This window comes from Psychrobacter sp. Ps4, from assembly GCF_022129285.1.
Taxonomy (GTDB): domain Bacteria; phylum Pseudomonadota; class Gammaproteobacteria; order Pseudomonadales; family Moraxellaceae; genus Psychrobacter; species Psychrobacter immobilis_A.
The window spans coordinates 1-22,983 of record NZ_JADQAK010000005.1 but is presented as its reverse complement, the minus strand read 5'-3'; the positions used below and the strand labels follow the sequence as shown (position 1 = coordinate 22,983).

Here is a 22,983-nt window from a genome sequence, read left to right as displayed (position 1 = left end):
CACCCATCGAGTACCAAGTTATGAGCCGTGATCGTGCCGTGCAACAGCGCCAACCTAAGGCGCTGGCAGTAGATGACGAACCCAGTTATGTGACTGAGTTTCGTCAAGCCATGTTGGCACGTGGTCTAGCGACTCGTACTCGTAATGCGTATGTGCGCGACCTGCGCTCATGCGAGCTGACCAATCCTATTGCCCTGACACGCTGGCAGCCTGATGACGTGCTGCACTGCTTATCAACCCTGACTCAAGAAGGCAAAACCCCACGTACCCAAGCGCGTATGCTCTCAAGCTTGCGCCAGTTCTATCTGTGGATGATTGCGAGCAATCTGCGTGAAGACAATCCTTGTGAGCGCATCAAAAGCCCAAAGCTGGGTCGTCCATTACCCAAAGACTTAGCAGAAGCAGATGTCGATAATCTACTTGCTGCGCCCGATACCAGCACTGCACTTGGACTACGTGATAAAGCCATGTTAGAGGTGCTATACGCCTGCGGGCTGCGTGTGAGCGAATTGATTAATCTCTCATTAGAGCAAGTCAATCTAAACGCTGGCTGGCTACAAATAACGGGGAAAGGCAATAAAACTCGACTGGTGCCATTGGGCGAATATGCAAACGATGCGCTAGAAGATTATCTATCTCATGCTCGTGGTGATTTGATTGCACATTTGAAATCAGGAAATTGCCAAGCGGTATTTTTAACCGCGCAAGGTGGCTATATGACGCGGCAGAACTTTTGGTATTTGCTCAAAAAGTATGCCAAAGTCGCCAGTATCGATAAAGAGCTATCGCCGCATACCCTGCGTCACGCTTTTGCCACGCATTTGCTGAATCATGGCGCGGATTTGCGTAGTGTGCAGTTATTACTTGGGCACAGTGATTTATCAACCACACAGATTTATACCCATGTAGCGACGGCGAGATTGCAGAAATTGCATGCGGAGCATCATCCGAGAGGTTAGCTATGATGACATTTGATATCAATGAAATACTCAAATTGGGTCGTAATGATCAATGTTGGTGTGGTTCAGGCTTGAAATTTAAACGTTGCCATCTAGATCGCGAAAATCAAAAACCTATTTCTACAGGCGAAGTAATTGAATATGAGCAAAATATATCAAAGAGAGAAGCTTGCTATGCACCTCAAGAGTTACAATCAGAATGTACAAAGATAATAAAAGCTCATACTGTCTCCAAATCTAGTGGATTAACTGATATTGCCGATAGTACTAACCACGTTTTAGGTTTAAAACAGAATTTAGCGAATTATAGAAAAAATAAAGGAAAACTAAGGTTTGAAAAAATAGGTATAAGTAAAGCTTCTACTTTCAAGGGCTTCTGTTCAAAGCACGATAAACAGTTATTTTCATGCTTTGAGGATATGCCATTTTTAGGAACACAAGAACAGTGTATAGCACTAACTTATAGAGCAGTAACTAAAGAGATTTATGCTAAAGAGAATGCTTTAGAGGTCGCAGATTTTGTCAAAAACATGGATCGAGGAAGACATCTTGTATTTCAAATAAACATTCAAGAACAGAATTTCTTTTATCAGTTAGGCTTAGAAGCAGCAATTAATGACTTATATATAATTAAAAATGATATAGATTTTGAACTTTTAAGCAAAGGCAGTCGCTCTTATAATTTCTTAGTTATGGAGTCCTCATCACCGATACCAATTACAGTTTCATCAGCAGTTAATCCTACACAAGACTTCAATGGAAAACACATACAAGATTTATCAAATTTAGAGGTAAAGCCTGAATACCTAGTATTCAATGCTTTTTCAAGTAATAGGAAAGGTTTTGTAGTTTTTAGTTGGTTAAAAAAAGCAAAAGTGATAGATAATTTCATTAACTCTTTACTAGAGATAGATAAGAAAGATATGTTCAGCTACTTAGTTAACTTCTTCTTTAGCTCTGCTGAGAATTCTTTTATTTCTCCTGATTGGTGGAGAAACTTAAGTGATATACAGCGTGACAAAATTGAAGAGCTTTTCAGTATAGGCTCAGATTTATTTGAAGATGTACCTAGAAATATTCTTGCTGATAATAGTGTTAAGTTTTCAGGTTGGAATATCGAAGATATTTATAAAGCCTAGCCTACGACTAGACCCAACCACAATTTCCCACAATAGCATGCTGCAAACCTACCCTTTTCTCGTTACAATACGCGTATGATGTGCACGCTGCATAACTGAGCAATGCACCACCTTTTACTTATCCATTATCCGAGAAGCTCATGAGCCATAGACCACCTGCTGACCTACTAAAAAATGCCCAACATTGGCGTGAAGATATTAACTTTCGCCAAGACGTACTGGGTAAGCCATTTGATTTTTCGACCACATGGGGCATTTTTTCACCGCAAAAGCTCGATGACGGTAGCTTGATGCTGCTTGATTATATTGACTTTGAAGCGGATGACGATTCGATCGATTTGGGCTGTGGCTATGGCGTCCTTGGCATGACGGCGGCGCGTGAATGTCCGAACGGTCTGCATACCTTGATTGATAAAGATTTTATGGCGGTAGAATATGCACGCCTAAATTGTGAGAAGAATGGTCTAAAAAATGTCGATGTGCATTTATCGAACGGCTTTAACCATGTGGCAAAAGACAAAGACTTTAGCTTGGTAATGTCAAACTTGCCAGCCAAAGTAGGTAAAGAACAGCACTATTTATATTTCCTCGATGCCTATGCCCGTATGCGTAAAGGTGGGCGTTTTTATGTGGTGACAATCAATGGCCTACGTCAGTTTGTGAAGCGCTCGTTTACCGAAGTGTTTGGCAATAGCGACAAAATAAAGCAAGGCAAAACCTATACGATTACGATGGCGACCAAAGACTAGATTTTTGAAGATGACACAAATAAAAGCCCGCTAAAACATATAGTTTTAGCGGGCTTCTTTATGGCAAATGATATCTCGCTACGTCTGCCGTTTAAGCAAATATCCACCCAATATCGCACTAGCGATAATAGGCAATAGCACCATTAATAACGGCGAAAATCCAGTCGCCAATGAGACAAAGCCAACCAAGTCTTGCACATAACTAAATAGCAAGCCAAACAATAATGCCACGACGATACGCAAGCCCAAGCTATGTGTACGCAGTGAGCCAAAGACGAATGAGCAAGCAACAATCACCAGCGATAAAATTGATAGCGGTGAGAGCAGTTTTTGCCAGAAAGCCAGCTCATGACTTAACGAGCGCGTGCCTTGTTGACGCATAAATTGACGATGCTCATACAACTGAGTCAATGACAAATCTTCGGCTTTACGGGTAAGCAGATATACCGATTCAGGGGCAAAGGGCAGGCTTAAAGTATCTGACGGTGAGATGGCTTGGCTACTCTCAAAGCCCTGATTAATCATCAGCTTGGTCATGTTGTTCAGCTGCCACTCATAGCGATATTGCTCGCTCGGTTTGCTGCTGGCAGGATTAACAGGTTCACGACCAATATATTTACCACCCTCAGCGTGAATGGCCGTTTGCAGATTGCCATTATTGTCTAAATGCCAGCGTTTAACTTCGCTGATATTACCTTGCACATCAGCATAATCGATATACAAAATATCGCTACCATCTGGCTTGGCACTGCCGTCTTTTGTACTCTCAAAGCGTGGCTGCAACGTCCAATAACCGCGTACCGAGGTGACCAATGAACTGCTGTCTTCATCGTTGATTTCTTTTGCCAATTGATTAGAGTGCGGCAGCACGAACTGATTGATAATCAATGCGAGCAACACAAAAATCAAAGCAGGCTGCAATACCCAACCGACGATACGATAAACGCTGACGCCAGCGGCGCGCATCACGACCAGCTCACTTTTATTGGCAAGCAAGCCCAAGCCAACCACTGCACCTAGCAATGCGCCAGTGGGAATAAATTGCTCTAAAAAATAAGGCGAGCGATAAAAAATATACTTAATCGCCTCGCCCATCGTATAGCTATCATCTAACGAATCCAGCTCAGACAAATAAGAGAATACCAGCTGTAATGCCCACAAGCCTATGACAGCTCCGACGATTGCGAGCAAAGCGTTCAGCTTGACGTAACGGCTCAGCACTTTTAGTTTGGCAGGTTTGCGAGCGTGCTTAGCATGAGCGTTTTGCGAGTCAGGATTGGAAGATTTAGAAAATAAGGCACTCATTAGGACTGCCCTCCTTGTGAGCCACTGCTCTGATGATCGGCAACCGTTAAAGGCGTGTTCTTCGGTTTGCGAAAGCGTAATCGATGCTGCACACGGCTGCCCCAATTCATATAAAGCGCCAATGCCATAAATCCTAAAATGAGCCACGCATATGCCCAGACGCTCACGCTGCCTTTGCTAACAGCATTTTTGAGTGAAATAATACCCAGCGCACAGCTGACAAACAATAAAATAGAAGGGAATAGGCGTAACCAGCGACCTTGACGCGGACGTACTTGCGCCAGTGGTACAGCGAGCATTGGTGCAATGATCATCAACCACGGCAATGCCAAACGGTAGCCAAGCTCACTTTGTGCCACACGCAGCGAGTTGCCACTACTTGCCGTACCACCCATCGCGGCTTGCCATAATGGTCCAATCGCTTGCGTTTCGATATTATCTTCAGTGATGACTTCTTTTGAGGATTCTGTCAAAGTAATGCGGTAACGATCAAAGCCCACTTGATTGTATTTCAGACTGCCAGCACCGACTTCATAACGACGCCCTTGGAACAAGTCCAATTGGGTCACACCGCTATTACCCGTGTCTACTTGCTCGGCACGCTTAGCCAACGTAATAGTATCTTTACTGATGTTGGTATTATTAGTAATCGCAGTTGGCATATTTGGCATGTCTGAAATATTTAATTGCTCAGCCGTTTCTGGATTGATGGTATTTTTAACATCGACAGCAGCCTCTTTAGCAGTGTTGTTTTTAGCAGCACTGCCCTTTTTTTCAGGCTCAGATTGAATCAATATCACATCTTGCAATTGCTTTTTATCATCACTCAAGCTGCCCACATACAAATGATAATTGCCACTACTAATAAATTCATTGGGACGAATTAAATCAAAAGCGCTGGTCAATGCCTGCTGTTGCCAGACACTTTCCGATGAGCGTACGCCCCACGGTTTACCAACGATGGATAAAGCCGCTTCACCAACGAACAACGCCAAGATTAAAGGCGTCATAAAACGGGCAAGTTTACCACGCGACACGCCGCTGGCATTAATGACCGCCATTTCTTGGTCAACGTACAAACGCCCGAATACCAACATTAAAGCGATAAAAAATGCTAATGGCAGGATAAGCTCTAAAAAGTAGGGCAAATTATAACCAATGATGGTAAATAATAAGCTGATGTCCAAGTTGCCTTCTGCGGCAATCCCAAAGTAACGGATCAAACGACCGCCCAGCATCATCACCACTAAAAACCCCAAAACCAATGCGGTCGTTGAGGCAACTTGTTGAGTCATATAGCGGCGTAATATCACAATGGGCACTCTTTTAAAAAGGTTGATAGTCGCACGATTTATCGCAGCTTTATTGGCAAACACTGACAATTATGGATCGCTCTAAATACAATAGCTGATACCGATAACTGAACAATAGAAATACAAGACCGTGCTGCTCAATCAGATACTTAAACAGCCCTAAAAGCAACGGCAAAAGATATGAAAACATCTGCGAGACGGGTTAGCGACATGCTGTAAAAATTAGCGATAAAGATAACCGCTAATCCTAGCATATTTTGCTCAAAAATGGCTGTGAAATGTGTTTGCAAACATTGCGTCCATCTTGCTATAACGCTGTATGACTCACTAATAATAGATAAGATATGAAAAGAATAATGAGAACTTGACTCATTAGTTTATCTTATCTAAAAAGCCTTTTTATTAAGTCTTTGCATGATATTTTTTACTTGATGTCATTTGGAAACCTTTGTGTGTCATTCGTATCACTGCCCTCGCACCATTAGGATTACTTGTTAAACTGAGAAAACTAAAAATTCCTAATTATCTCGCCCAATGGAGAATATTAATGACAAATAAACTCGGTTCTACCCCTTCTACTTTACTTGAACTTGCTGGCGGTCAATTTGATACGCTCGATTGGTCAAATTGCGCCGTGGTTTTTATTGACTATCAAAACGAATATGTCGATGGTGCGATGCCATTGGGGCAAGCTGGTACGAACGCCATTACAAATGCGCGTCTATTGCTAGATAAAGCTCGTAAACAGAACGTCCCTGTCTTCCATATCGCGCATCACGGCGCAGATAATGGCAACGTTTTTGATCCCTTATCATCTAACGTCGAGATTATCGCTGAATTACAACCAAAGGATGGCGAAACCTTCATCGTCAAAAAAAATCCCAATGCGTTCCATGATACCCAGCTTCAAGCACTTATTTCAGCTGCACAAAAACAGCAAATTATTTTTGCAGGCTTTATGAGTCATATGTGTGTTAACTCAAGCGTGAGAGCCGCCTTTGATTTAGGCTTTGACAGTTTTGTTTGCCATGATGCTTGTGCCACTCGCGACCTGCCTGACTATAAAAAAGAGAAAATCAGCGCTGATATCATGCATGCTACCGCGATGGCAGCACTGCAAGATAGATTTGCCGCTTTAATAGCAACCGATGAGTTAGTTAATAGCTAGTAAACGGTTCGAACCCATGACCTAAACCTTGCTCACTGCGCACTCACCTCGCAATATGCTACACTATTGCGATTGCTTGACTGGCCAAACAATCTGATAATTTAACAGGTATCAGCAATTAAAAAAATCTGCCATTTTCATAGCGTTAACGTCATAACTATAATGTCATAACCCCAATAAGGATAAATATATGAATATTAAATTAACCCAAACACTGCCAAAAACCCATACGCAAAAAATCCTCAAAAAAGAAGCGAAAAGTAAAGACGCGGCCTGCCTTGTCGTTTTAATTGATGATCAAAAAAACATCTTAGCTGAGTCAGTATTGAGCGATTATCAAACCCGCATTGAGCAATTGATTGAAGTATCACACTTTAACGGCAAAGCTTGTGAAACCGTCGCTGACTATGCTTTAGCTGGAGATAAAAAGACCACCAAAGAAAATCCAGTACAGCTATTATTGGTCGGTGTGGGTAATGTTGATAAATTGCGTCATAGCGTTCTAGAGAAAATTGCTAAGACCATTTATAAGAGCACCCAAAAACGCGTCGACTCTATCACTGTAGCGCTGGGCGATAGCTTAGAAGAAAACCAGTTTAGTCAATTTGCGCTGAGCCTACTGGCAGCAAGCTATCGTTTTGACAAGTACAAATCTGAGCAGCAAACGCCTGTTTTAACGGATATCTACTTATTGGCAGAGTCGTCTTTAAAAGATTCGTTAGACTTTGCACAAGCGGTCTTTACTGGTCAAAGCTTGACCCGTGATGTCGCTAATGAGCCGGGTAACATCTGTTTCCCAGCATATATGGCTGAGCAAGCACAGGAATTAGCAGCCACTTATCCTGACCTCTTAAAAGTAACGGTACTTGGCGAAGACGAGATGTCAGCACTGGGTATGAACTGCTTCTTATCGGTCGCGCAAGGCTCTACTAAAGAAGGCAAGCTGGTACTGATGGAGTATCGCGGCAAGTCTAACTTTAGCGCCAATACTGATGGTGATACTAGCAAAGCCATTACCAACAGCGCAAAAGTAGCTGGCGGCCTCAAAGCGTTGGCTGACAAATTACCAACCAAAGCTGCTAGCAAAAAAGCCGCTAAAAATGCTGAACAGAATAGCGAAGACAATGCCAATGCTGCAAATAATGATGCGCCTATCGTGCTTGTTGGTAAGGGTGTCACCTTCGATTCAGGTGGTATCTCAATCAAACCGGGTGCGGCGATGGATGAGATGAAATTTGATATGGGCGGTTCTGCTGCGGTACTCGGTACCCTGAAAGCATTATGTGAAGCGCGTCTACCGATCAACGTCGTCGGTGCGCTAGCTTGTGCTGAAAATATGCCATCAGGAGAGGCAACGCGCCCAGGAGATATCATCATAGCAATGAACGGTAAGTCCGTTGAAATCCTAAATACCGATGCTGAAGGTCGTTTAGTATTGTGCGATACCTTATGCTATGTACAGAAGTATTATCAGCCAAAAGCCATCATTGATGTCGCAACCTTGACTGGTGCTTGTGTGGTTGCGTTGGGTCATGTACGCTCGGCAGTCTTTAGTAATGACGAAGATGTGTTGTTTGACTTAGAAAACGCCAGTAACCTATCAGGCGACCTTATCTGGCACATGCCGATGGATGACGAATATCAAGCGCAGATTGACTCCCCTATCGCTGATATTCAAAATATCGGTGGTAAAGGTGCTGGCGCTGTGACTGCTGCCTGTTTCTTATCGCGCTTCATCGAAGAAGGTCAAGCATGGGCGCATTTAGACATCGCTGGTACGGCATGGATTTCAGGTCAAGACAAAGCCGCGACTGGTCGTCCTGTGCCATTATTCATGCAATACCTAAAAAATAGCGCAAATATGGCATAATCTATTGATGAATCATCACTCAATGAAAACCACTCTATGAAAGTTAGCTTTTATGTATTAACTGAGAATAAAGCCCAAGATTTCTTGGGCTTTATTTGTCAGCTGACCCAGACGGCGCTCAATAAAAGCAGCCAGTCGTTATTGATTCTTATCGAAAAAGACGATGCATTGCTGTCGACGCTTGATGAAGCCCTTTGGGCACAAGACGATACGAGCTTTATACCGCATCAACGCCTTTTAGATTCTAATCCTGAAGGCACTGATATTGACGGTGTTCATACTGATATTAATAATCAATTATTAGCACCAGTGTTGCTTGCCAGCTATATGCCAGCCGATTTTAAAGGGATCGTACTCAATACTACGATACTTCCCGTTAATGACTTTATAAATGCTACCAGCAATACGTTGCCCACTCGTATTTTAGAGCTTATCAAACCTGATACGGTCAGCACTGAGGCAGGCCGCGCTAAATATAAGCATTACCAGCAACTCGGCTATGAGCTTACCCATTTCAAAGTTTAGTTTTCTATTACAAAATCAAACGCCAGTCATGGCGTTTTTTTGTGCTTAAATGTCGACTTTTAAAATTCTTAGAGGCTTATAAGTACGTTATATTTGCCTACTGCCTTATAAAATCTGTCAGTAGGCGCTTATCACAAAAAATGCTAACATCCTTCGGTCGTTAAGCTAACGATTGTTAAGCTAATATTTATTTCCAAATGGACTAAAGGGGTAAAAATGCATTCATTAATAGCGATGTACCAACGAATCGGATTGGTAACGCTGATTGTTATCGGTTTAGTACTAGGTACTTTGATAGGATGGCTGGCGCCAAGTGTGGGTATTGCCTTAGGGATTTTGGGGACCCTGTTCGTAGGTGCCCTAAAAGCCGTTGCCCCTATATTGGTGTTTTTCTTAGTGATGGCTGCTATCTGTCAACATCGTAGCGGTAATAAGGTCTATGTAAAACCGGTGCTGTTTTTATATCTGATAGGCACTTTTATAGCCGCTTTGGTCGCTGTTGGTGCCAGCTTTTTATTCCCCACCGAACTGACGTTAGTGAATGCGACCATCGAGCAAGTACCGCCAGCAAACTTAAAAGAAGTATTGAACAATTTATTACTCAGTCTCGTCGCCAATCCAGTTGCTGCCCTAGCCAATGCTAATTATATCGGTATATTAGCTTGGGCCGTTATCATCGGCATTGCGCTACGACAAGCTGGCGAGACGACTCGCAGCACTGTCAATGACATTGCAGATGCCATCTCAAAAGTAGTCAAATGGGTCATCGCACTAGCACCTTTTGGTATTTTGGGATTAGTCGCCAATACCGTCGCTGATACTGGCTTTGCTGCGCTATTGGGCTATGCACGAATTTTGCTAGTATTGATAGGCTGCATGTTGTTTATTGCTTTGGTGACGAACCCTCTCCTCGTATATTTCAAAACGGGTAAAAACCCTTATCCACTGGTATTCACCTGCTTACGTGAATCTGGCATAACTGCGTTTTTTACCCGTAGCTCTGCTGCCAATATTCCTATCAATATGAACCTTGCCAGCAAATTAGGCTTACATGAAAATACTTATTCAGTCACCCTGCCATTAGGCGCCACTATTAATATGGCAGGTGCAGCGATTACGATTAATGTCTTAACCCTTGCAGCCGCGAATACACTCGGTATTGAAGTGACCTTTGGCTCAGCATTACTGCTCAGTATAGTCGCTACGATTAGTGCTGGCGGTACCTCTGGCGTTGCTGGTGGCTCATTACTACTCATTCCTTTGGCGGCCAGTTTATTCAATATTCCTGATGACATTGCGCTACAAGTGGTGGCTATTGGCTTTATTATTAGTGTGCTGCAAGATTCTGCAGAGACCGCATTGAACTCATCAACAGACGTCTTGTTTACTGCCGCTGCTGATCCAAAATATGCACGCTAATGTTGGGTGTGTTAAAGACGACCATAACAAGCCAATCACCTTAATTGATAGGTATACAAATAAAAAAAAGGCTTAACTGCCCTTTTTTTGGTTATAATTTACCCATTTTTATTCTGTTTTACGAATCTTACCTTTATATGAGTATGAGACTAGTAAAGCAAAAAACATAAAATGGCTTGATCTCTTTTATTATTCATTAGATTGTCGGGGTAAGGATGTATTCATTTTTTGCGATGTATAAGCGCATTGGTCTAGTACCACTTATTATTATCGGTTTGATAGCGGGAGTATTGATAGGTTGGTTGGCACCAGATATCGGTATTGCCTTAGGATTGTTGGGTACCTTATTTGTAGGAGCACTAAAAGCCGTTGCACCGATACTGGTATTTGTGTTGGTCATGGCGGCCATTAGCCAACATCGCAGCGGTAATGAAGTTTACGTCAAGCCTGTGCTTATCATGTATATGTTTGGCACTTTTTTAGCCGCACTAACGGCAGTTGGCGCGAGCTTTTTATTTCCGACAGAACTGGTATTGGTCAACGCCACAATTGAGCAAGTCCCACCAGCCAACCTTAAAGAAGTACTGACCAATCTACTGCTAAACCTGGTTGCCAATCCTGTTAATGCCATCGCTGAAGCCAACTATATTGGTATTCTAGCGTGGGCAATTATCATCGGTTTCGCACTGCGCCAAGCCAGTGATACCACACGCGCTGTGGTCGGTGATTTTTCTGACGCCATCTCCCAAGTGGTGAAGTGGGTCATTGCCCTAGCACCTTTTGGTATCTTGGGTTTGGTCGCCAACACCGTCGCTGAGACAGGCTTTGCGGCTTTGGCAGGTTATGCGCGTATCTTGATGGTACTGGTCGGTTGTATGCTATTTATCGCTTTGATTGCTAACCCTATTATTGTACTGATCAAAACGGGCAAAAACCCTTATCCGCTAGTATTCAAATGCTTGCGTGAGTCAGGGATTACCGCATTCTTTACGCGTAGCTCGGCTGCTAACATTCCAGTCAATATGAACCTTGCCCGCAAACTGGGTCTACACGAAGATACTTATTCGGTGACGATTCCACTGGGTGCGACCATTAATATGGCCGGCGCGGCGATTACAATTAACGTCTTAACGCTTGCAGCCGCGCATACACTCGGTATTGAAGTGACCTTTGCCTCAGCACTGCTACTCAGTTTGGTTGCAACCATTAGTGCCTGCGGTGCCTCTGGTGTCGCTGGTGGTTCATTATTGCTTATACCATTGGCAGCGAGCTTATTTAGCATTCCAAACGATATCGCCATGCAAGTGGTAGCGATTGGCTTTATTATTGGTGTGATACAGGATTCGGCAGAAACGGCGTTGAATTCTTCAACGGATGTACTGTTTACCGCAGCCGCTGATCCAAAATATGCGCGTTAAACGCTAAATATATTATTTGTAAAAAAAGGGTCTCATTTTAGAGACCCTTTTTTTTGTGCTGATTTTTTACGTACTGAATAAAGGGGAAATAAATTATTTTAAAGGATCGATTTCAATTTCAATCACTGGTGTCTGCATGTCTAATTGGCGTTTAAATTGGCGTAATTGTTCGAGCTCATCCAATAACTCAAGTATCAAGCCAATCGCAGGAACACTGGCTTCAAAGTCGCGGCTAAGGCGCGAGGCACGGCGCACTGTCGTCAGCTGATAACCAGTGAACTGCTCACGTTCCGGCACATCATATTCGATGATGTCCTCTTCAATCAATTCGATGACCCATTGGCGCTCTTGGCCACAGGCAGATACCAGCTCATCCAAGCTCATGATAATGTCGGTAAATTCAGGCGAGTGTTTCATAGCTATTATCCTCGTTTGCTCTTTATTTCATCGTTATCGTATGGTCTTCATCTCTATTACAATGTTTCAATGTGAGTAATTTTTGGTGGCCATTAACGACTAATATTGATATCGGCAAAGGCTTGTTTTAGTTGCTCATAAGCTTGGGTCGCAGCCTCAGTGCTGATATCAGGGTTCACGATGTTTAAGGTTAGATACAAATCACCCGCTTGCTTAGCAGGGATACCTTTACCTTTTAGACGTAAATTGCTACCAGACTTGCTGTTCTTAGGTACAGTCACAGCAAGCGTACCAGCTGGCGTACTGACGTTGATTTTTTCGCCCAACGCCGCTTCCCATGGCGCTATATTGACGGTTTGATAAACATCAGCGCCTTCGATACGGATATTGTCTGCATGACGGATTTTTACTTTTAAAAATAAATCGCCATTTTTTCCGCCACCAATACCAGCGGCACCTTGCCCTGCTAGGCGAATTTGCTTGCCATCAGTGATGCCTTTAGGGATTTTAATTTTCAGCGTTTTGTTGTCATACTCGACACTGCCATTCGGTTGACGAATAGGGACATTCAACTTAATGCTGTAGTCATCGCCGTTATAAACGGACGCCAAATCAACCGTAATCTCTGCATGTTGATCTTGACCTTTGCTATCTTGCGAGCCAAAACCACCACGCTGCGATTGTCCACCCGCTGAACCACGTGCACCGCGACCAAATGCCGAAAAGATGTCATCGAAGCGGAAGCCACCATCGCCATAAGCTTCGCCTTCACCAAACTGATCTTTGATATCTTCCCAGCGATAGCCGCCTTGCCCGCCACTTGCAGATTGACCACCAAAACCACCACTTTGACCAGCAAAGGGATTGTCTAACATGGCGTCATATTCGGCACGCTTTTCTTTATCTCTAATGGTTTCGTAAGCATTATTAATCTCAGCAATCTTATTGTCTGCATCTGGATCATCGCTCACATCAGGGTGATATTGACGGACAAGCTTACGGTATCTTTTTTTAATATCTGCAGCTGACGCGTCTTTTTTGACCCCTAAAATGTCATAGTAATTTTTCTCTGCCATGTTTTTGTCCTCAACATAAAAGCATGTTAATGATACTGGTATGCCCATTTTAAACGATATGGTATGGAAATTTATTCGACTGCGACATAACAGGTGGTAACGATAGTCTATCTAATAATGATAGTAATATAAAAATTCAATACCGTTATACAAATATTACCAGTAATAGTGCCGAACAACAGCAGTGTTTAAGTTGTTTGAAGCACTTAATACATTATGATTCGCCTTTGTCACTGCATTGGCATATTTCTCTATAATTCTGGCATTACTATTCTTTGATAGCCACAGACGTCATATCAATTTAACACTCGCCCTAATGAAAAAATAGAGAGTCAAGCCAAAAATACCATTAACAATGTAAATCATTATTTAAAACAATTACATACAGATCACTGGTATTCACTAGCTAGCGTGCATAAATGAGCATTTTGACCTTGGTAGTTCTTTTACAGAACCGTAAGAATATGACAAAGTATGTGTTGTAAAATGAATATATTGTTTATACTCATAGGGAGTATGAATAACATAGGCAAGTGTATCTGTCTATTTTATAAATTGCTTAAAGGTATTAAATGTCTTATTTAATCAAGTCTTTGGTTATCACATTATCACTATTGCTGAGTACCACAGTTTTTGCTGGAAACACCAGTTATTATGGCAGTCAGTTCCACGGTAAACGCACTGCTAGTGGTAGTATCTTCAACATGAACTCTTTGACCGCTGCGCATCGCACGTTGCCGTTTGGTACGAAGGTACAAGTGACCAACAAGAAGACAAAGCAGAGTGTAATCGTAAAAATTACCGATAGAGGCCCTTTCATTCGGGGTCGTATTTTGGATTTATCGAAAGCCGCTGCTGGTCAAATAAACTGTCAGTTATGTACGACCACAATGGAAATACTGTCTTATGGTGATGGTAAATACCGTAAGGAATAACGTAATAAAAAAGGGAGAGCCAGCGCTTTCCCTTTTTTGTGACTGTCTTTATCAAGTAAAAATAGCTTAAAAAACAATCAAAACCTGCTATGTACTATAGCGAACAGCTCTCTACTCAAAACCCGCTTCCATTTCTTCTAATGTCGTCATCAAAAGTAATAGTTTTTCTTCATTGTCACTGTGCTGCTGCTGCAATGCCGTTTGCTCATTAAGTAATAACAGCAAATCAGACTTGCGACCTTCTTCGTACAAATCCGTATCAGCCAGTTTTTCTTCAAGCGTCACGAGCTGCTTATCAATTTTAGCCAATGCCTTTTCTATCTCTTCTATCTCACGGCGAATAGGCGCGGTGAGTTTGCGTTGTTCAGCCGCCAATTTGCGCTGCGCATCTTTACTAAGCGTAGGCGTCGTCGCTTTACTTTCTGATAAATTATTAGGTGCTTTATTACTCACTTGACCATTATCTGTTTCACGTGAAACGAATTTCTTACTCTCTTTTTTACTTTTCTTCTTACTGGTACTTTTATCTGATGAGTTCTCTTGTTTACGCTTTTCTGCCAGCCACTTACCGTAGTCGCTGATGTCACCATCAAACTCCTCGATTTGACCATCATGTACCAAAAACAGCTCATCACAGACGTTGGCAATCAACTCACGATCATGCGAAACCAGTACCACTGCCCCCTCAAATCCTTGCAAGGCGATGGTCAGCGCTTGGCGCATTTGTAAGTCCAAATGGTTGGTCGGCTCATCGAGTACCAGAACGTTCGGACGTTGCCAAACAATCAATGCCAAGGTCAGACGCGCACGCTCGCCACCTGAGAATAGCTCACTCGGCGTATCGATACGCTCACCGCGGAAGTCGAAACTACCCAAAAACGAGCGTAGCATCGCATCAGAGGTTTTACCGGCTAGACGACGCAACATCTCTATCGGTGTTGCCTTGGCATCCAAGATATCCATTTGATGCTGGTTGAAGTAGCCTAATTTCAGGGTATCCGAAACACGATACGTCCCTGTTAATACGCCAAGCTCACCGACCAATGCCTTAATCAATGTTGATTTACCTGCGCCATTCATACCTAGCAAACCAAGACGCGTATCCGGCGTTACTTGCACATTGGCATTATATAGAAGTGGCGTATCGCTATAGCCAATATCCGCTTTGGTCAGCTCAATCAGTGGTGAGCTCATATTTGCTGGCTCATAAAAGCGGAAAGAGAATGGGTTATCCGCCATCATTGGTGACAGCTCAGCCATGCGCTCAAGCTGCTTGATACGGCTTTGTGCTTGCTTAGCCTTACTGGCTTTGGCACGGAAACGACGAATAAAGTCATCCAAATGTGCTTTAGTCGCTTCTTGTTTTTCAAACGCTTGCTGCTGCTGTGCCATACGTTCGTGACGCGTGCGAATAAACTGCTGATAGTTACCGGTATAAAGGGTGATTTTTTGTTGTTCGACGTGCAAGATATGACCAACCGTGGCATCCAAAAAAGCTTGGTCATGCGAGATGACGATGACCAGACCAGTATAGGCATTGATCCAAGTCTCTAACCAAAGAATCGCATCCAAATCCAAATGGTTGGTCGGCTCATCGAGTAACATTAAGTCCGCACGGCTCATCAAGGTTTTGGCAAGGTTTAGACGCATGCGCCAACCACCCGAAAACCCTTCTACGGGTAATTCATGCTGGCTGGTATTAAAACCAAGACCTGCCATGATTTGTGCCGCTTTAGTCGGTGTACGATAGCCATCAATTTCATCAAACTGCTGATGCAATACCCCGATCTGCTCATCACTGACGCTACTCAAATCATTCAAAGAAGCATTAATCTCATACCACTGCTCATCACCGCTCAATACATAATCAATCGCAGACTGCGTCGTAGCGCCGACTTCCTGAGCCATGTGTGCCACATGCCAGCTATCAGGAATACTGACTTCACCTCTATCAAGCGTGACCTCGGTATCTCCTCTGCCCATTCGCGTCAACAATAAGGCAAATAAGGTAGATTTGCCGGTGCCGTTGTTGCCCGTCAAGCCAACTTTGTGGCCCGGATGTAGCTGGAAGCTTGCCCCTGCAAACAACTCACGACCATCACGGCGAACACCAACGTCTTTAAATTCGATCATATAATCTCTTCAACTCAACAGTAATATAAAATATAAGGCAATAAAAAACACACATCTGGCATGTTAACTGGCGGCTATTATTTCAAACGCTTGCCCCATAGGCAAACGATTAAATAACTATTTCAAAACCAAGTGTTTATTCGCACAAAAAGTCTTTCTCTTAGCATGAGTTTATGGGGATAATAACTGCTAGTATCAATCAGCCACCTTCAGCCAGTAGCGTCACTCTTGACAAACGAATCAATACCCCCATTATGATATACTGCGATGAGATAAGTGCCCGTTATCAACCAAATCGTTGTAATGACACAGATATCATATTTATAATGCGCCATTAGTCATACCAATAGCAGCGCCATAATAACAGCACCCAATTGAATCAAACGCCGTGCGTATCTTTATTTGCAACTATTTCATTGCAAACCCTAACTGGACGACCGCATTTGATCCTAGCAACTGAGGTAGATATGAACGAATCAGCCAACCAATTTAATCCAAGCGCCAGCCAGCCAGTAGACCCAACTGTTTTAAGCTTAACCGATAGCGCTGCACAAAAGGTGCGCCGTCTACGTGAAGAAGAAGGCGATAGCGATCTGATGTTACGTGTCTATGTGACGGGCGGCGGCTGCTCAGGTTTTTCTTACGGCTTTAACTTCGCCAATGAGCTGAATGAAGACGATGCCAATTTTGATAATGACGATGTAACCTTGGTCGTCGATTCACTAAGCTATCAGTATTTACAAGGCTCTACCGTTGACTATACTGAGGGATTAGAGGGCGCACGCTTTATCGTCACCAATCCAAATGCCACCACCACGTGTGGCTGTGGCTCATCCTTCTCTATTTAAGTTGGCGAGACGCATGACTTTTGATCAAGATACCTTCCTCGTTAGTCAACGCTATCATAAACAGCTTAACGTCGTACTTTTGAAGCATCTATCTCGTAGGTAGATGCTTCTTGTTTTATGCGTTTTTTAGAAAACAGTAACGCGCTGTTCATAAAATTTTTTATTGAAATACCTATTAAAATCAAGATGAATGAGCGCCTGTAAAGCTTATCGTATTTGTAATTGTCCGTGGTTTTCAGGGCAGCTTTGAGCTAAACTGACGGCATTCTTAATCCAATATTTACCTTCATTATGGTCAAACGCCAGTCGTGTTTTGTGCCGCCATAATAAATAACAATAGATGACTATTATGAGTAATTTTGCGAGTAGCTTTGTGAATTTTGACATTCCTAATTGGTTTGATAGCAAGCATTTAACGGGCATGCTCCGCGGTATCGAAAAAGAAGGGCTGCGCGTAAGACCCGATGGCTACTTGGCTCAGACACCGCATCCAGCCAAACTTGGCTCAAAGCTCACCCATCCGTTTATCACAACTGATTATTCAGAAAGCCTACTTGAGCTAATTACTGACCCCAAAACCTCACCAAAAGAGACGCTAAACATGCTGCGTCAGTTGCATGTATTGGTCTATCAAGCCATGCCTGAGGGTGAGCTGATGTGGCCGCTGTCTATGCCTTGTATGCTGTCATCGAATGATGAAGACATCCCACTGGCTGATTATGGCAGCTCTAATACAGGTAAGCTCAAGACGCTATACCGTAGCGGGCTTGGTATCCGCTATGGTCGGCGCATGCAAACGATTGCAGGTTTACATTATAACTTGTCTTTTGGTGATGGACTATTTGAAGTCTGGCAAGCTGAAATGCCTGCTGCACAAGCGCAAACGCTGACAGAATTTAAAAACGAAAAATACTTAGGGCTTATCCGTAACTTTAAGCGGCTGACCAGTTTGGTACTGTATTTACTGGGTGCTAGCCCTAGCGTTTGTCCTTGTTTCTTAGCTGGTCGTGAGCATGATTTAGAGCTGCTAAACGACTCAACCTACTATAAGCCTGCTGCCACCAGCCTACGTATGGGCAAGCTTGGTTATACCAATAGTGTGCAAGAACAGCTCGATATTCGTTATAACTATCTGCCAGAGTATGTCGATGGACTGCGCCGTGCGATTCAGACTCCGCACGAAAGCTTTGCCAAGCTTGGCTTAGATGATGCCGATGGCAACCCTATCCAAATCAACAATCATATTTTACAAATAGAAAATGAATACTATAGCCCTATTCGTCCCAAACAAATCGCGATGAGCGGCGAGACACCGACCGAAGCATTAGAGCGCCGCGGTATCGCCTATGTTGAGTTCCGTGCAATCGATCTAGACCCTTATAGCGATGTCGGTATTCGTCTATCTAGCGCCTGTTTCTTAGAGGTCATGGCGCTGTACTGTCTGCTGAGCGACTCACCTGATCTATTACCTGAGGAAGAAGAGACCTTAGCCATCAATCTTGAGCGCGTGGTAAACGAAGGTCGCCGCGAAGGCTTACACATTATAAACAACGGCGAAGAGCAACTGCTTGAGAGCTGGATGCTGGTGCACTTAGAACGTATGCAACCACTTGCCGCGCTACTTGATGCGCATTATGGCGGCAACGATTACCGAGCAGCAGTCGCGTTAATGCAAGGGAAAGCAGGGCACTCAGAATCGACCATTTCAGCACAAGTGAACTCTGATAGTCAGCGTTTAGGCAGCTTATGGCAGCTTGGCTTTACCTTGGCGCAGCAGCATCGTGAGTCTTTATTACAGCAAACGCTTAGTCCAAACACTCAAGCCAAATATGAAGTGTTGGCAGAAAAATCAATATTACAGCAAGCTGAGATTGAAAAAGCCGAAACTGAAGATTTTATGGAATTTTTACAGCAATATCGCTAAGCTTTGATTGCTGAGTTTTGAGTACTAAATTCTGACCGCCACTTAACGTGTATAGATGACTACTTTATAAGAGTAACTGCCCGATGCTAAAGCTGACCACTTACCGCAATTTGCAAATATTTTTGGTGATAATAGCCGTAATAGGTATGAGTTTTGCGCTGTTTTTTTTACAGCGCTATATGGGATTTTCGCCTTGCCCATTGTGTATTTTTCAGCGTATTGGCCTCATAATCATGGGCAGTTTTGCTTTGATAGCCGCATTATTCAACCCTAAATCTAAGGCAGTTAGACTGGTATTGTGGCTTGGTAGCTTAGCAGGTATCGGCTGGGCGACCACCGTGGCTGGACGACATGTTTGGCTACAGCATCTGCCTGCCGATCAAGTACCTTCTTGTGGTCCGGGGCTGGATTATTGGTTAGATACGCTACCGATTTTGCAAGTATTTAAAGAAGTTTTTGCAGGTTCTGGCGAATGTGCCTCTGTTGAGTGGACATTTATGGGTCTGAGTATTCCTGAACAATCTTTGATTCTATTTAGTCTGCTATTGGTGGTACACGTGTTGATATTATGGCGCATTTTACGACCTGTTGCCCCTAGCCGCCTTGCTTGATAGCGAATTAGCCCCTACGTTGCTTTTTGCTATATCCTTTGTTTTTGCTAGATCCATTTTTCCAAACGAACAGGCGTGTTTATTACTAAACGTCTGTTCTTTAATGAGCCACTATTAAATATCTCCGATAATTTTTGTTCGTCATATCTATCAATGTTAAACCATTATTCTTAGCTCTTGGCTAAACCTATCATAACAAAAAGGCCACAGAGATATCTTTAACCTTTGATATCTTGACACAGTTTATTTGCTTTTTGATGGGTAAAATAGCGTTTTAAATATCCATCACTGTTGACTGATTGGCGATAGGCTACCGATAGCTTCTTCTCGCCGCCTAGCCTCAGATGGCACTTGTAGTCTCGTAGTCTTCTACTCTAATTTAAACATTTATACTTCCTATTATCCTTCCTTTTTGACAACGTATTGAGTTGTCGATAGTGTCGATAATCTTTGGAATGACTATTAAAAAACTGTTTTTTGGTGTGACCATGATATATTTTTTGCCTACTTGTTCTAACACGCTAACTATCCTCAAACGCGGTGGTCGTTGTTTGCTAGCGCTGCCCCTCTGTGTGCTGCTCATCGGCTGTGATAGTACCTCGTCTAGCGGCGATAAAGGTATGACGACTAAGGTCGCCCCTATCGATCATGTAGAAGAGAACAGCGCACAAGCTAGCGCAGAGAACTTGTCAGAGACCAATCTATTAAATGCGGGTAGTGAGCTAGATAAAGTGTCAGAAGGACAATCGCTGATTGCGGCTGCCCAATCGAGTAACGGTGCATATCCACATCAATCGCTGACACGCTCAGAGCCGCGTAATGGCACGTTACAAGCCACGTTAATGGGCGATTATGGTGGCATGGTACCCTGTAAATCTTGTGATAGCACGGATATTACATTGAATTTATTCGCTGATGGTTCAGTGCTAAAAACCAGTATAGATAACAATCCCGAAATGCCGAATGCACCCCTGTTTGAGCCTGGTGTTTATCGTCAAGACAATGATATGATTACGATTGTCTATGAAGACAAAAACATTGAAGCGTATCATATTCAAGACAATCATCTTGTCTTAATGGATGAACATAAAAAACCTAACAATGACTATACCCTGTCGCGTAAATAATAAAATAGCGGCATAAACATTTAGATGCTCTAAATTTTAGGTGCTCTGAATATAGTGATGCTCAATGAGCAAAACCATCCTTTTAATAACGCCTACTTGTTGGGCGTTTTTTATTGGTCATCATGCGGTGTTTACTTTACAATAAGTGCTCGTTTTCGACGCTGCTATTTGGCGATCCTATGCTGTTTTTGTGACAGAATATAGTGTCGAAGCAATATAAAGTAGAGGTAAGGCAAGCGGGCGTCAATAGTACGTTTGGTACATGAAGCACGGTTAACATCGTCACCATTTATAATATTTTAATTATAGCCAAGACTGATGATCATTAGGTTGAGCGTATCCTAGAATAAACCACGGTTAATATCGGTAACTTTTGGGATAATGCTCCATTTTTATTCTTTTAATTTAAGCTCGTACGGAACGTCTATGCATATTCATATTCTTGGTATTTGTGGTACTTTTATGGGCTCACTGGCATTGCTAGCGCGCGAGCTTGGACATACGGTCACGGGCTCAGATGCCAACGTTTATCCGCCGATGTCCACCCAACTGGAAAACGCGGGCGTGACCATTGAGCAAGGCTATCTGGTAGAGCATTTACAACCAGCACCAGATTTAGTCGTCGTTGGTAATGCCATGAAGCGCGGTATGGATGTCATCGAATATATGCTGGACACAGGTCTACGCTATACCTCAGGACCACAGTTTTTATCTGAGCAGGTATTACAATCGCGTCATGTGATAGCCGTTGCCGGTACTCACGGTAAAACCACAACGACGACTATGCTCGCTTGGATATTGCACTATGCGGGTATCGACACTGGGTTTTTAATCGGCGGTGTGCCACTGGTTGATACCACTGATGAGCATTTACAGCACGTCTTCGCTCACAGCAGTTATTTGGGTGCGGATAAAATTGATAATGACGATTCGGTAAATACTGGCTATTTCGTTATCGAAGCGGATGAATACGATTCTGCATTTTTTGATAAGCGTTCAAAGTTCGTTCATTACCGTCCGCGTACGGCTATTTTAAACAACCTAGAATTTGATCATGCGGATATTTTTGCGGATCTTGAGGCTATTCAGACCCAATTCCATCATATGGTGCGCATGATTCCAAGTACGGGCAAAATCATTATGCCCACAGCGACTGCCAGCTTAGAGGAGACGTTAGCGAAAGGGGTTTGGACACCCGTTTGGCGGACCGCAGTATTGAATTCAGCGGCAGATAATACCCACGCAAAAGATAAGCATGTGAAAGATAGTAGCGATTGGCAGGCTGAGCTTATCAGCGAAGATGGTGGTCAATTTGCGGTTAGTTTTGCGGCTGATATTGCTGATGAAGAAGCCACGGGAGTCGTCGATTGGTCGATGAGCGGCATGCATAATGTGAATAACGCCTTGGTTGCTATCGCAGCGGCTTATAACATCGGCGTCAGTGTAAAAACTGCGTGCGCGGCGTTATCAGCATTTGCTGGCATTAAACGTCGGATGGAGCTGATTGGCGATGTCAATGATATCTTAGTCTTTGATGATTTTGCCCATCATCCTACAGCCATTACTACTACTTTAGATGGTGCCAAGAAGAAACTGGTGAACAGACGCATTTGGGCGATTATTGAACCACGTAGTAACACCATGAAAATGGGCATTCATCAAGACAGCTTGGCTGAGTCTGCTGCTCTCGCCGATCATACCTTATGGTATGAGCCGACAGGACTGGAGTGGGGTTTAAAAGAAGTCATTGAAAATGCCAATAGCGCAAATCCTAACATGGGTAACCAACAGGTGCTCTCTAGTATCGATGCTATCATCAAGCATATCGACACGCACGCAAAAGCGGGTGACGCCATTGTGATTATGTCGAATGGCGGTTTTGAAGGTATTCATCAACGCTTATTAACTGCGCTACGTAATAAAGCCACTTAATAAAGCTACGCAACAAATAATCTAGCTGGTCTAGTTCTAGTGTCAAATAAGAGCGTTGCTTATAGTCAGTTCTTTTTAAATAAGATACAATCGTTTTAAAACAAGCGAAATGGCA

The 22,983-nt window shown here is 43.2% G+C and carries 19 protein-coding genes; 14 read left to right on the top strand and 5 right to left on the bottom strand.

Annotated features, from left to right (window positions below; translation table 11 throughout):
• Positions 1 to 20: 20 nt before the first annotated feature.
• The 3 genes from xerD to I3252_RS04340 all read left to right on the top strand — a co-directional run bounded on the left by xerD (position 21) and on the right by I3252_RS04340 (position 2,847).
• A complete protein-coding gene (gene xerD, locus I3252_RS04350; RefSeq protein ID WP_087814894.1) occupies positions 21 to 959 on the top strand; it encodes a site-specific tyrosine recombinase XerD in 939 nt (312 codons plus the stop codon).
• 2 nt (positions 960 to 961) lie between these two features.
• Positions 962 to 2,098 carry an SEC-C metal-binding domain-containing protein gene (locus I3252_RS04345; protein WP_226950278.1) on the top strand — a complete coding sequence of 379 codons (1,137 nt, stop codon included), beginning with the start codon at positions 962 to 964 and terminating at the stop codon, positions 2,096 to 2,098.
• A 140-nt stretch (positions 2,099 to 2,238) separates the two neighbouring features.
• Positions 2,239 to 2,847 (top strand): methyltransferase, encoded by a 609-nt coding sequence (locus I3252_RS04340; RefSeq protein WP_193216891.1) that lies wholly within the window; start codon positions 2,239 to 2,241, stop codon positions 2,845 to 2,847.
• Between the two features lie 78 nt (positions 2,848 to 2,925).
• Here the strand turns inward: I3252_RS04340 and lptG are convergent, their stop codons facing one another.
• Positions 2,926 to 4,152, bottom strand: a complete 1,227-nt coding sequence (gene lptG, locus I3252_RS04335) for an LPS export ABC transporter permease LptG (RefSeq protein WP_238034336.1) — start codon at positions 4,150 to 4,152, stop codon at positions 2,926 to 2,928.
• Positions 4,152 to 5,447, bottom strand: coding sequence for an LPS export ABC transporter permease LptF (gene lptF / locus I3252_RS04330; RefSeq protein ID WP_238034335.1), 1,296 nt, complete (start codon positions 5,445 to 5,447; stop codon positions 4,152 to 4,154). The genes lptG and lptF overlap by 1 nt, the downstream gene beginning before the upstream one ends.
• A 565-nt stretch (positions 5,448 to 6,012) precedes the next feature.
• Between lptF and I3252_RS04325 the strand changes: the two genes are divergently transcribed.
• The 5 genes from I3252_RS04325 (at position 6,013) to sstT (I3252_RS04305) (ending at position 11,865) form a co-directional block, all read left to right on the top strand.
• Positions 6,013 to 6,633 (top strand): cysteine hydrolase family protein, encoded by a 621-nt coding sequence (locus tag I3252_RS04325; protein ID WP_238034334.1) that lies wholly within the window; start codon positions 6,013 to 6,015, stop codon positions 6,631 to 6,633.
• Between the two features lie 190 nt (positions 6,634 to 6,823).
• Positions 6,824 to 8,503 (top strand): leucyl aminopeptidase, encoded by a 1,680-nt coding sequence (locus I3252_RS04320; RefSeq protein WP_201602616.1) that lies wholly within the window; start codon positions 6,824 to 6,826, stop codon positions 8,501 to 8,503.
• Between the two features lie 36 nt (positions 8,504 to 8,539).
• Entirely contained in the window at positions 8,540 to 9,028 is a 489-nt protein-coding gene (locus I3252_RS04315; RefSeq protein WP_238034333.1) for a DNA polymerase III subunit chi, read from the top strand.
• 216 nt (positions 9,029 to 9,244) lie between these two features.
• Entirely contained in the window at positions 9,245 to 10,447 is a 1,203-nt protein-coding gene (sstT, locus tag I3252_RS04310) for a serine/threonine transporter SstT (protein ID WP_045442977.1), read from the top strand.
• 215 nt (positions 10,448 to 10,662) lie between these two features.
• On the top strand, positions 10,663 to 11,865 hold the full coding sequence (gene sstT / locus I3252_RS04305) for a serine/threonine transporter SstT (protein WP_060490156.1): 1,203 nt from the start codon (positions 10,663 to 10,665) through the stop codon (positions 11,863 to 11,865).
• 93 nt (positions 11,866 to 11,958) lie between these two features.
• Here sstT (I3252_RS04305) and I3252_RS04300 read toward each other — a convergent pair whose 3' ends face one another.
• Positions 11,959 to 12,282, bottom strand: a complete 324-nt coding sequence (locus I3252_RS04300; protein ID WP_060490155.1) for a chaperone modulator CbpM — start codon at positions 12,280 to 12,282, stop codon at positions 11,959 to 11,961.
• Positions 12,283 to 12,374: 92 nt separating this feature from the next.
• Positions 12,375 to 13,358, bottom strand: coding sequence for a DnaJ C-terminal domain-containing protein (locus I3252_RS04295; protein ID WP_045442971.1), 984 nt, complete (start codon positions 13,356 to 13,358; stop codon positions 12,375 to 12,377).
• Positions 13,359 to 13,930: 572 nt separating this feature from the next.
• On the opposite strand from I3252_RS04295, the gene I3252_RS04290 reads away from it, so the two are divergent.
• On the top strand, positions 13,931 to 14,293 hold the full coding sequence (locus tag I3252_RS04290) for a septal ring lytic transglycosylase RlpA family protein (protein WP_045442968.1): 363 nt from the start codon (positions 13,931 to 13,933) through the stop codon (positions 14,291 to 14,293).
• Between the two features lie 111 nt (positions 14,294 to 14,404).
• On the opposite strand, the gene I3252_RS04285 is transcribed toward I3252_RS04290, so the two are convergent.
• Positions 14,405 to 16,426 carry an ATP-binding cassette domain-containing protein gene (locus tag I3252_RS04285; protein ID WP_238034332.1) on the bottom strand — a complete coding sequence of 674 codons (2,022 nt, stop codon included), beginning with the start codon at positions 16,424 to 16,426 and terminating at the stop codon, positions 14,405 to 14,407.
• Between the two features lie 467 nt (positions 16,427 to 16,893).
• Between I3252_RS04285 and erpA the strand changes: the two genes are divergently transcribed.
• The 5 genes from erpA (at position 16,894) to mpl (ending at position 22,868) form a co-directional block, all read left to right on the top strand.
• A complete protein-coding gene (gene erpA, locus I3252_RS04280) occupies positions 16,894 to 17,274 on the top strand; it encodes an iron-sulfur cluster insertion protein ErpA (RefSeq protein ID WP_045443732.1) in 381 nt (126 codons plus the stop codon).
• 349 nt (positions 17,275 to 17,623) lie between these two features.
• Positions 17,624 to 19,198 (top strand): glutamate--cysteine ligase, encoded by a 1,575-nt coding sequence (gshA, locus tag I3252_RS04275; RefSeq protein ID WP_201615142.1) that lies wholly within the window; start codon positions 17,624 to 17,626, stop codon positions 19,196 to 19,198.
• 83 nt (positions 19,199 to 19,281) lie between these two features.
• A complete protein-coding gene (locus tag I3252_RS04270) occupies positions 19,282 to 19,809 on the top strand; it encodes a disulfide bond formation protein B (RefSeq protein WP_238034331.1) in 528 nt (175 codons plus the stop codon).
• 488 nt (positions 19,810 to 20,297) lie between these two features.
• On the top strand, positions 20,298 to 20,936 hold the full coding sequence (locus tag I3252_RS04265) for a copper resistance protein NlpE N-terminal domain-containing protein (RefSeq protein WP_087814970.1): 639 nt from the start codon (positions 20,298 to 20,300) through the stop codon (positions 20,934 to 20,936).
• A 426-nt stretch (positions 20,937 to 21,362) separates the two neighbouring features.
• Complete coding sequence (gene mpl, locus I3252_RS04260; protein WP_238034330.1) at positions 21,363 to 22,868, top strand: UDP-N-acetylmuramate:L-alanyl-gamma-D-glutamyl-meso-diaminopimelate ligase; 1,506 nt, start codon at positions 21,363 to 21,365, stop codon at positions 22,866 to 22,868.
• Positions 22,869 to 22,983: the final 115 nt, after the last annotated feature.

Coding starts and splice junctions, on each gene's coding strand:
- xerD (WP_087814894.1), top strand. CDS start 21: ATGAGCCGTGATCGTGCCGTGCAACAGCGCCAACCTAAGGCGCTGGCA.
- I3252_RS04345 (WP_226950278.1), top strand. CDS start 962: ATGATGACATTTGATATCAATGAAATACTCAAATTGGGTCGTAATGAT.
- I3252_RS04340 (WP_193216891.1), top strand. CDS start 2,239: ATGAGCCATAGACCACCTGCTGACCTACTAAAAAATGCCCAACATTGG.
- lptG (WP_238034336.1), bottom strand. CDS start 4,152: ATGAGTGCCTTATTTTCTAAATCTTCCAATCCTGACTCGCAAAACGCT.
- lptF (WP_238034335.1), bottom strand. CDS start 5,447: ATGACTCAACAAGTTGCCTCAACGACCGCATTGGTTTTGGGGTTTTTA.
- I3252_RS04325 (WP_238034334.1), top strand. CDS start 6,013: ATGACAAATAAACTCGGTTCTACCCCTTCTACTTTACTTGAACTTGCT.
- I3252_RS04320 (WP_201602616.1), top strand. CDS start 6,824: ATGAATATTAAATTAACCCAAACACTGCCAAAAACCCATACGCAAAAA.
- I3252_RS04315 (WP_238034333.1), top strand. CDS start 8,540: ATGAAAGTTAGCTTTTATGTATTAACTGAGAATAAAGCCCAAGATTTC.
- sstT (WP_045442977.1), top strand. CDS start 9,245: ATGCATTCATTAATAGCGATGTACCAACGAATCGGATTGGTAACGCTG.
- sstT (WP_060490156.1), top strand. CDS start 10,663: ATGTATTCATTTTTTGCGATGTATAAGCGCATTGGTCTAGTACCACTT.
- I3252_RS04300 (WP_060490155.1), bottom strand. CDS start 12,282: ATGAAACACTCGCCTGAATTTACCGACATTATCATGAGCTTGGATGAG.
- I3252_RS04295 (WP_045442971.1), bottom strand. CDS start 13,358: ATGGCAGAGAAAAATTACTATGACATTTTAGGGGTCAAAAAAGACGCG.
- I3252_RS04290 (WP_045442968.1), top strand. CDS start 13,931: ATGTCTTATTTAATCAAGTCTTTGGTTATCACATTATCACTATTGCTG.
- I3252_RS04285 (WP_238034332.1), bottom strand. CDS start 16,426: ATGATCGAATTTAAAGACGTTGGTGTTCGCCGTGATGGTCGTGAGTTG.
- erpA (WP_045443732.1), top strand. CDS start 16,894: ATGAACGAATCAGCCAACCAATTTAATCCAAGCGCCAGCCAGCCAGTA.
- gshA (WP_201615142.1), top strand. CDS start 17,624: ATGAGTAATTTTGCGAGTAGCTTTGTGAATTTTGACATTCCTAATTGG.
- I3252_RS04270 (WP_238034331.1), top strand. CDS start 19,282: ATGCTAAAGCTGACCACTTACCGCAATTTGCAAATATTTTTGGTGATA.
- I3252_RS04265 (WP_087814970.1), top strand. CDS start 20,298: ATGATATATTTTTTGCCTACTTGTTCTAACACGCTAACTATCCTCAAA.
- mpl (WP_238034330.1), top strand. CDS start 21,363: ATGCATATTCATATTCTTGGTATTTGTGGTACTTTTATGGGCTCACTG.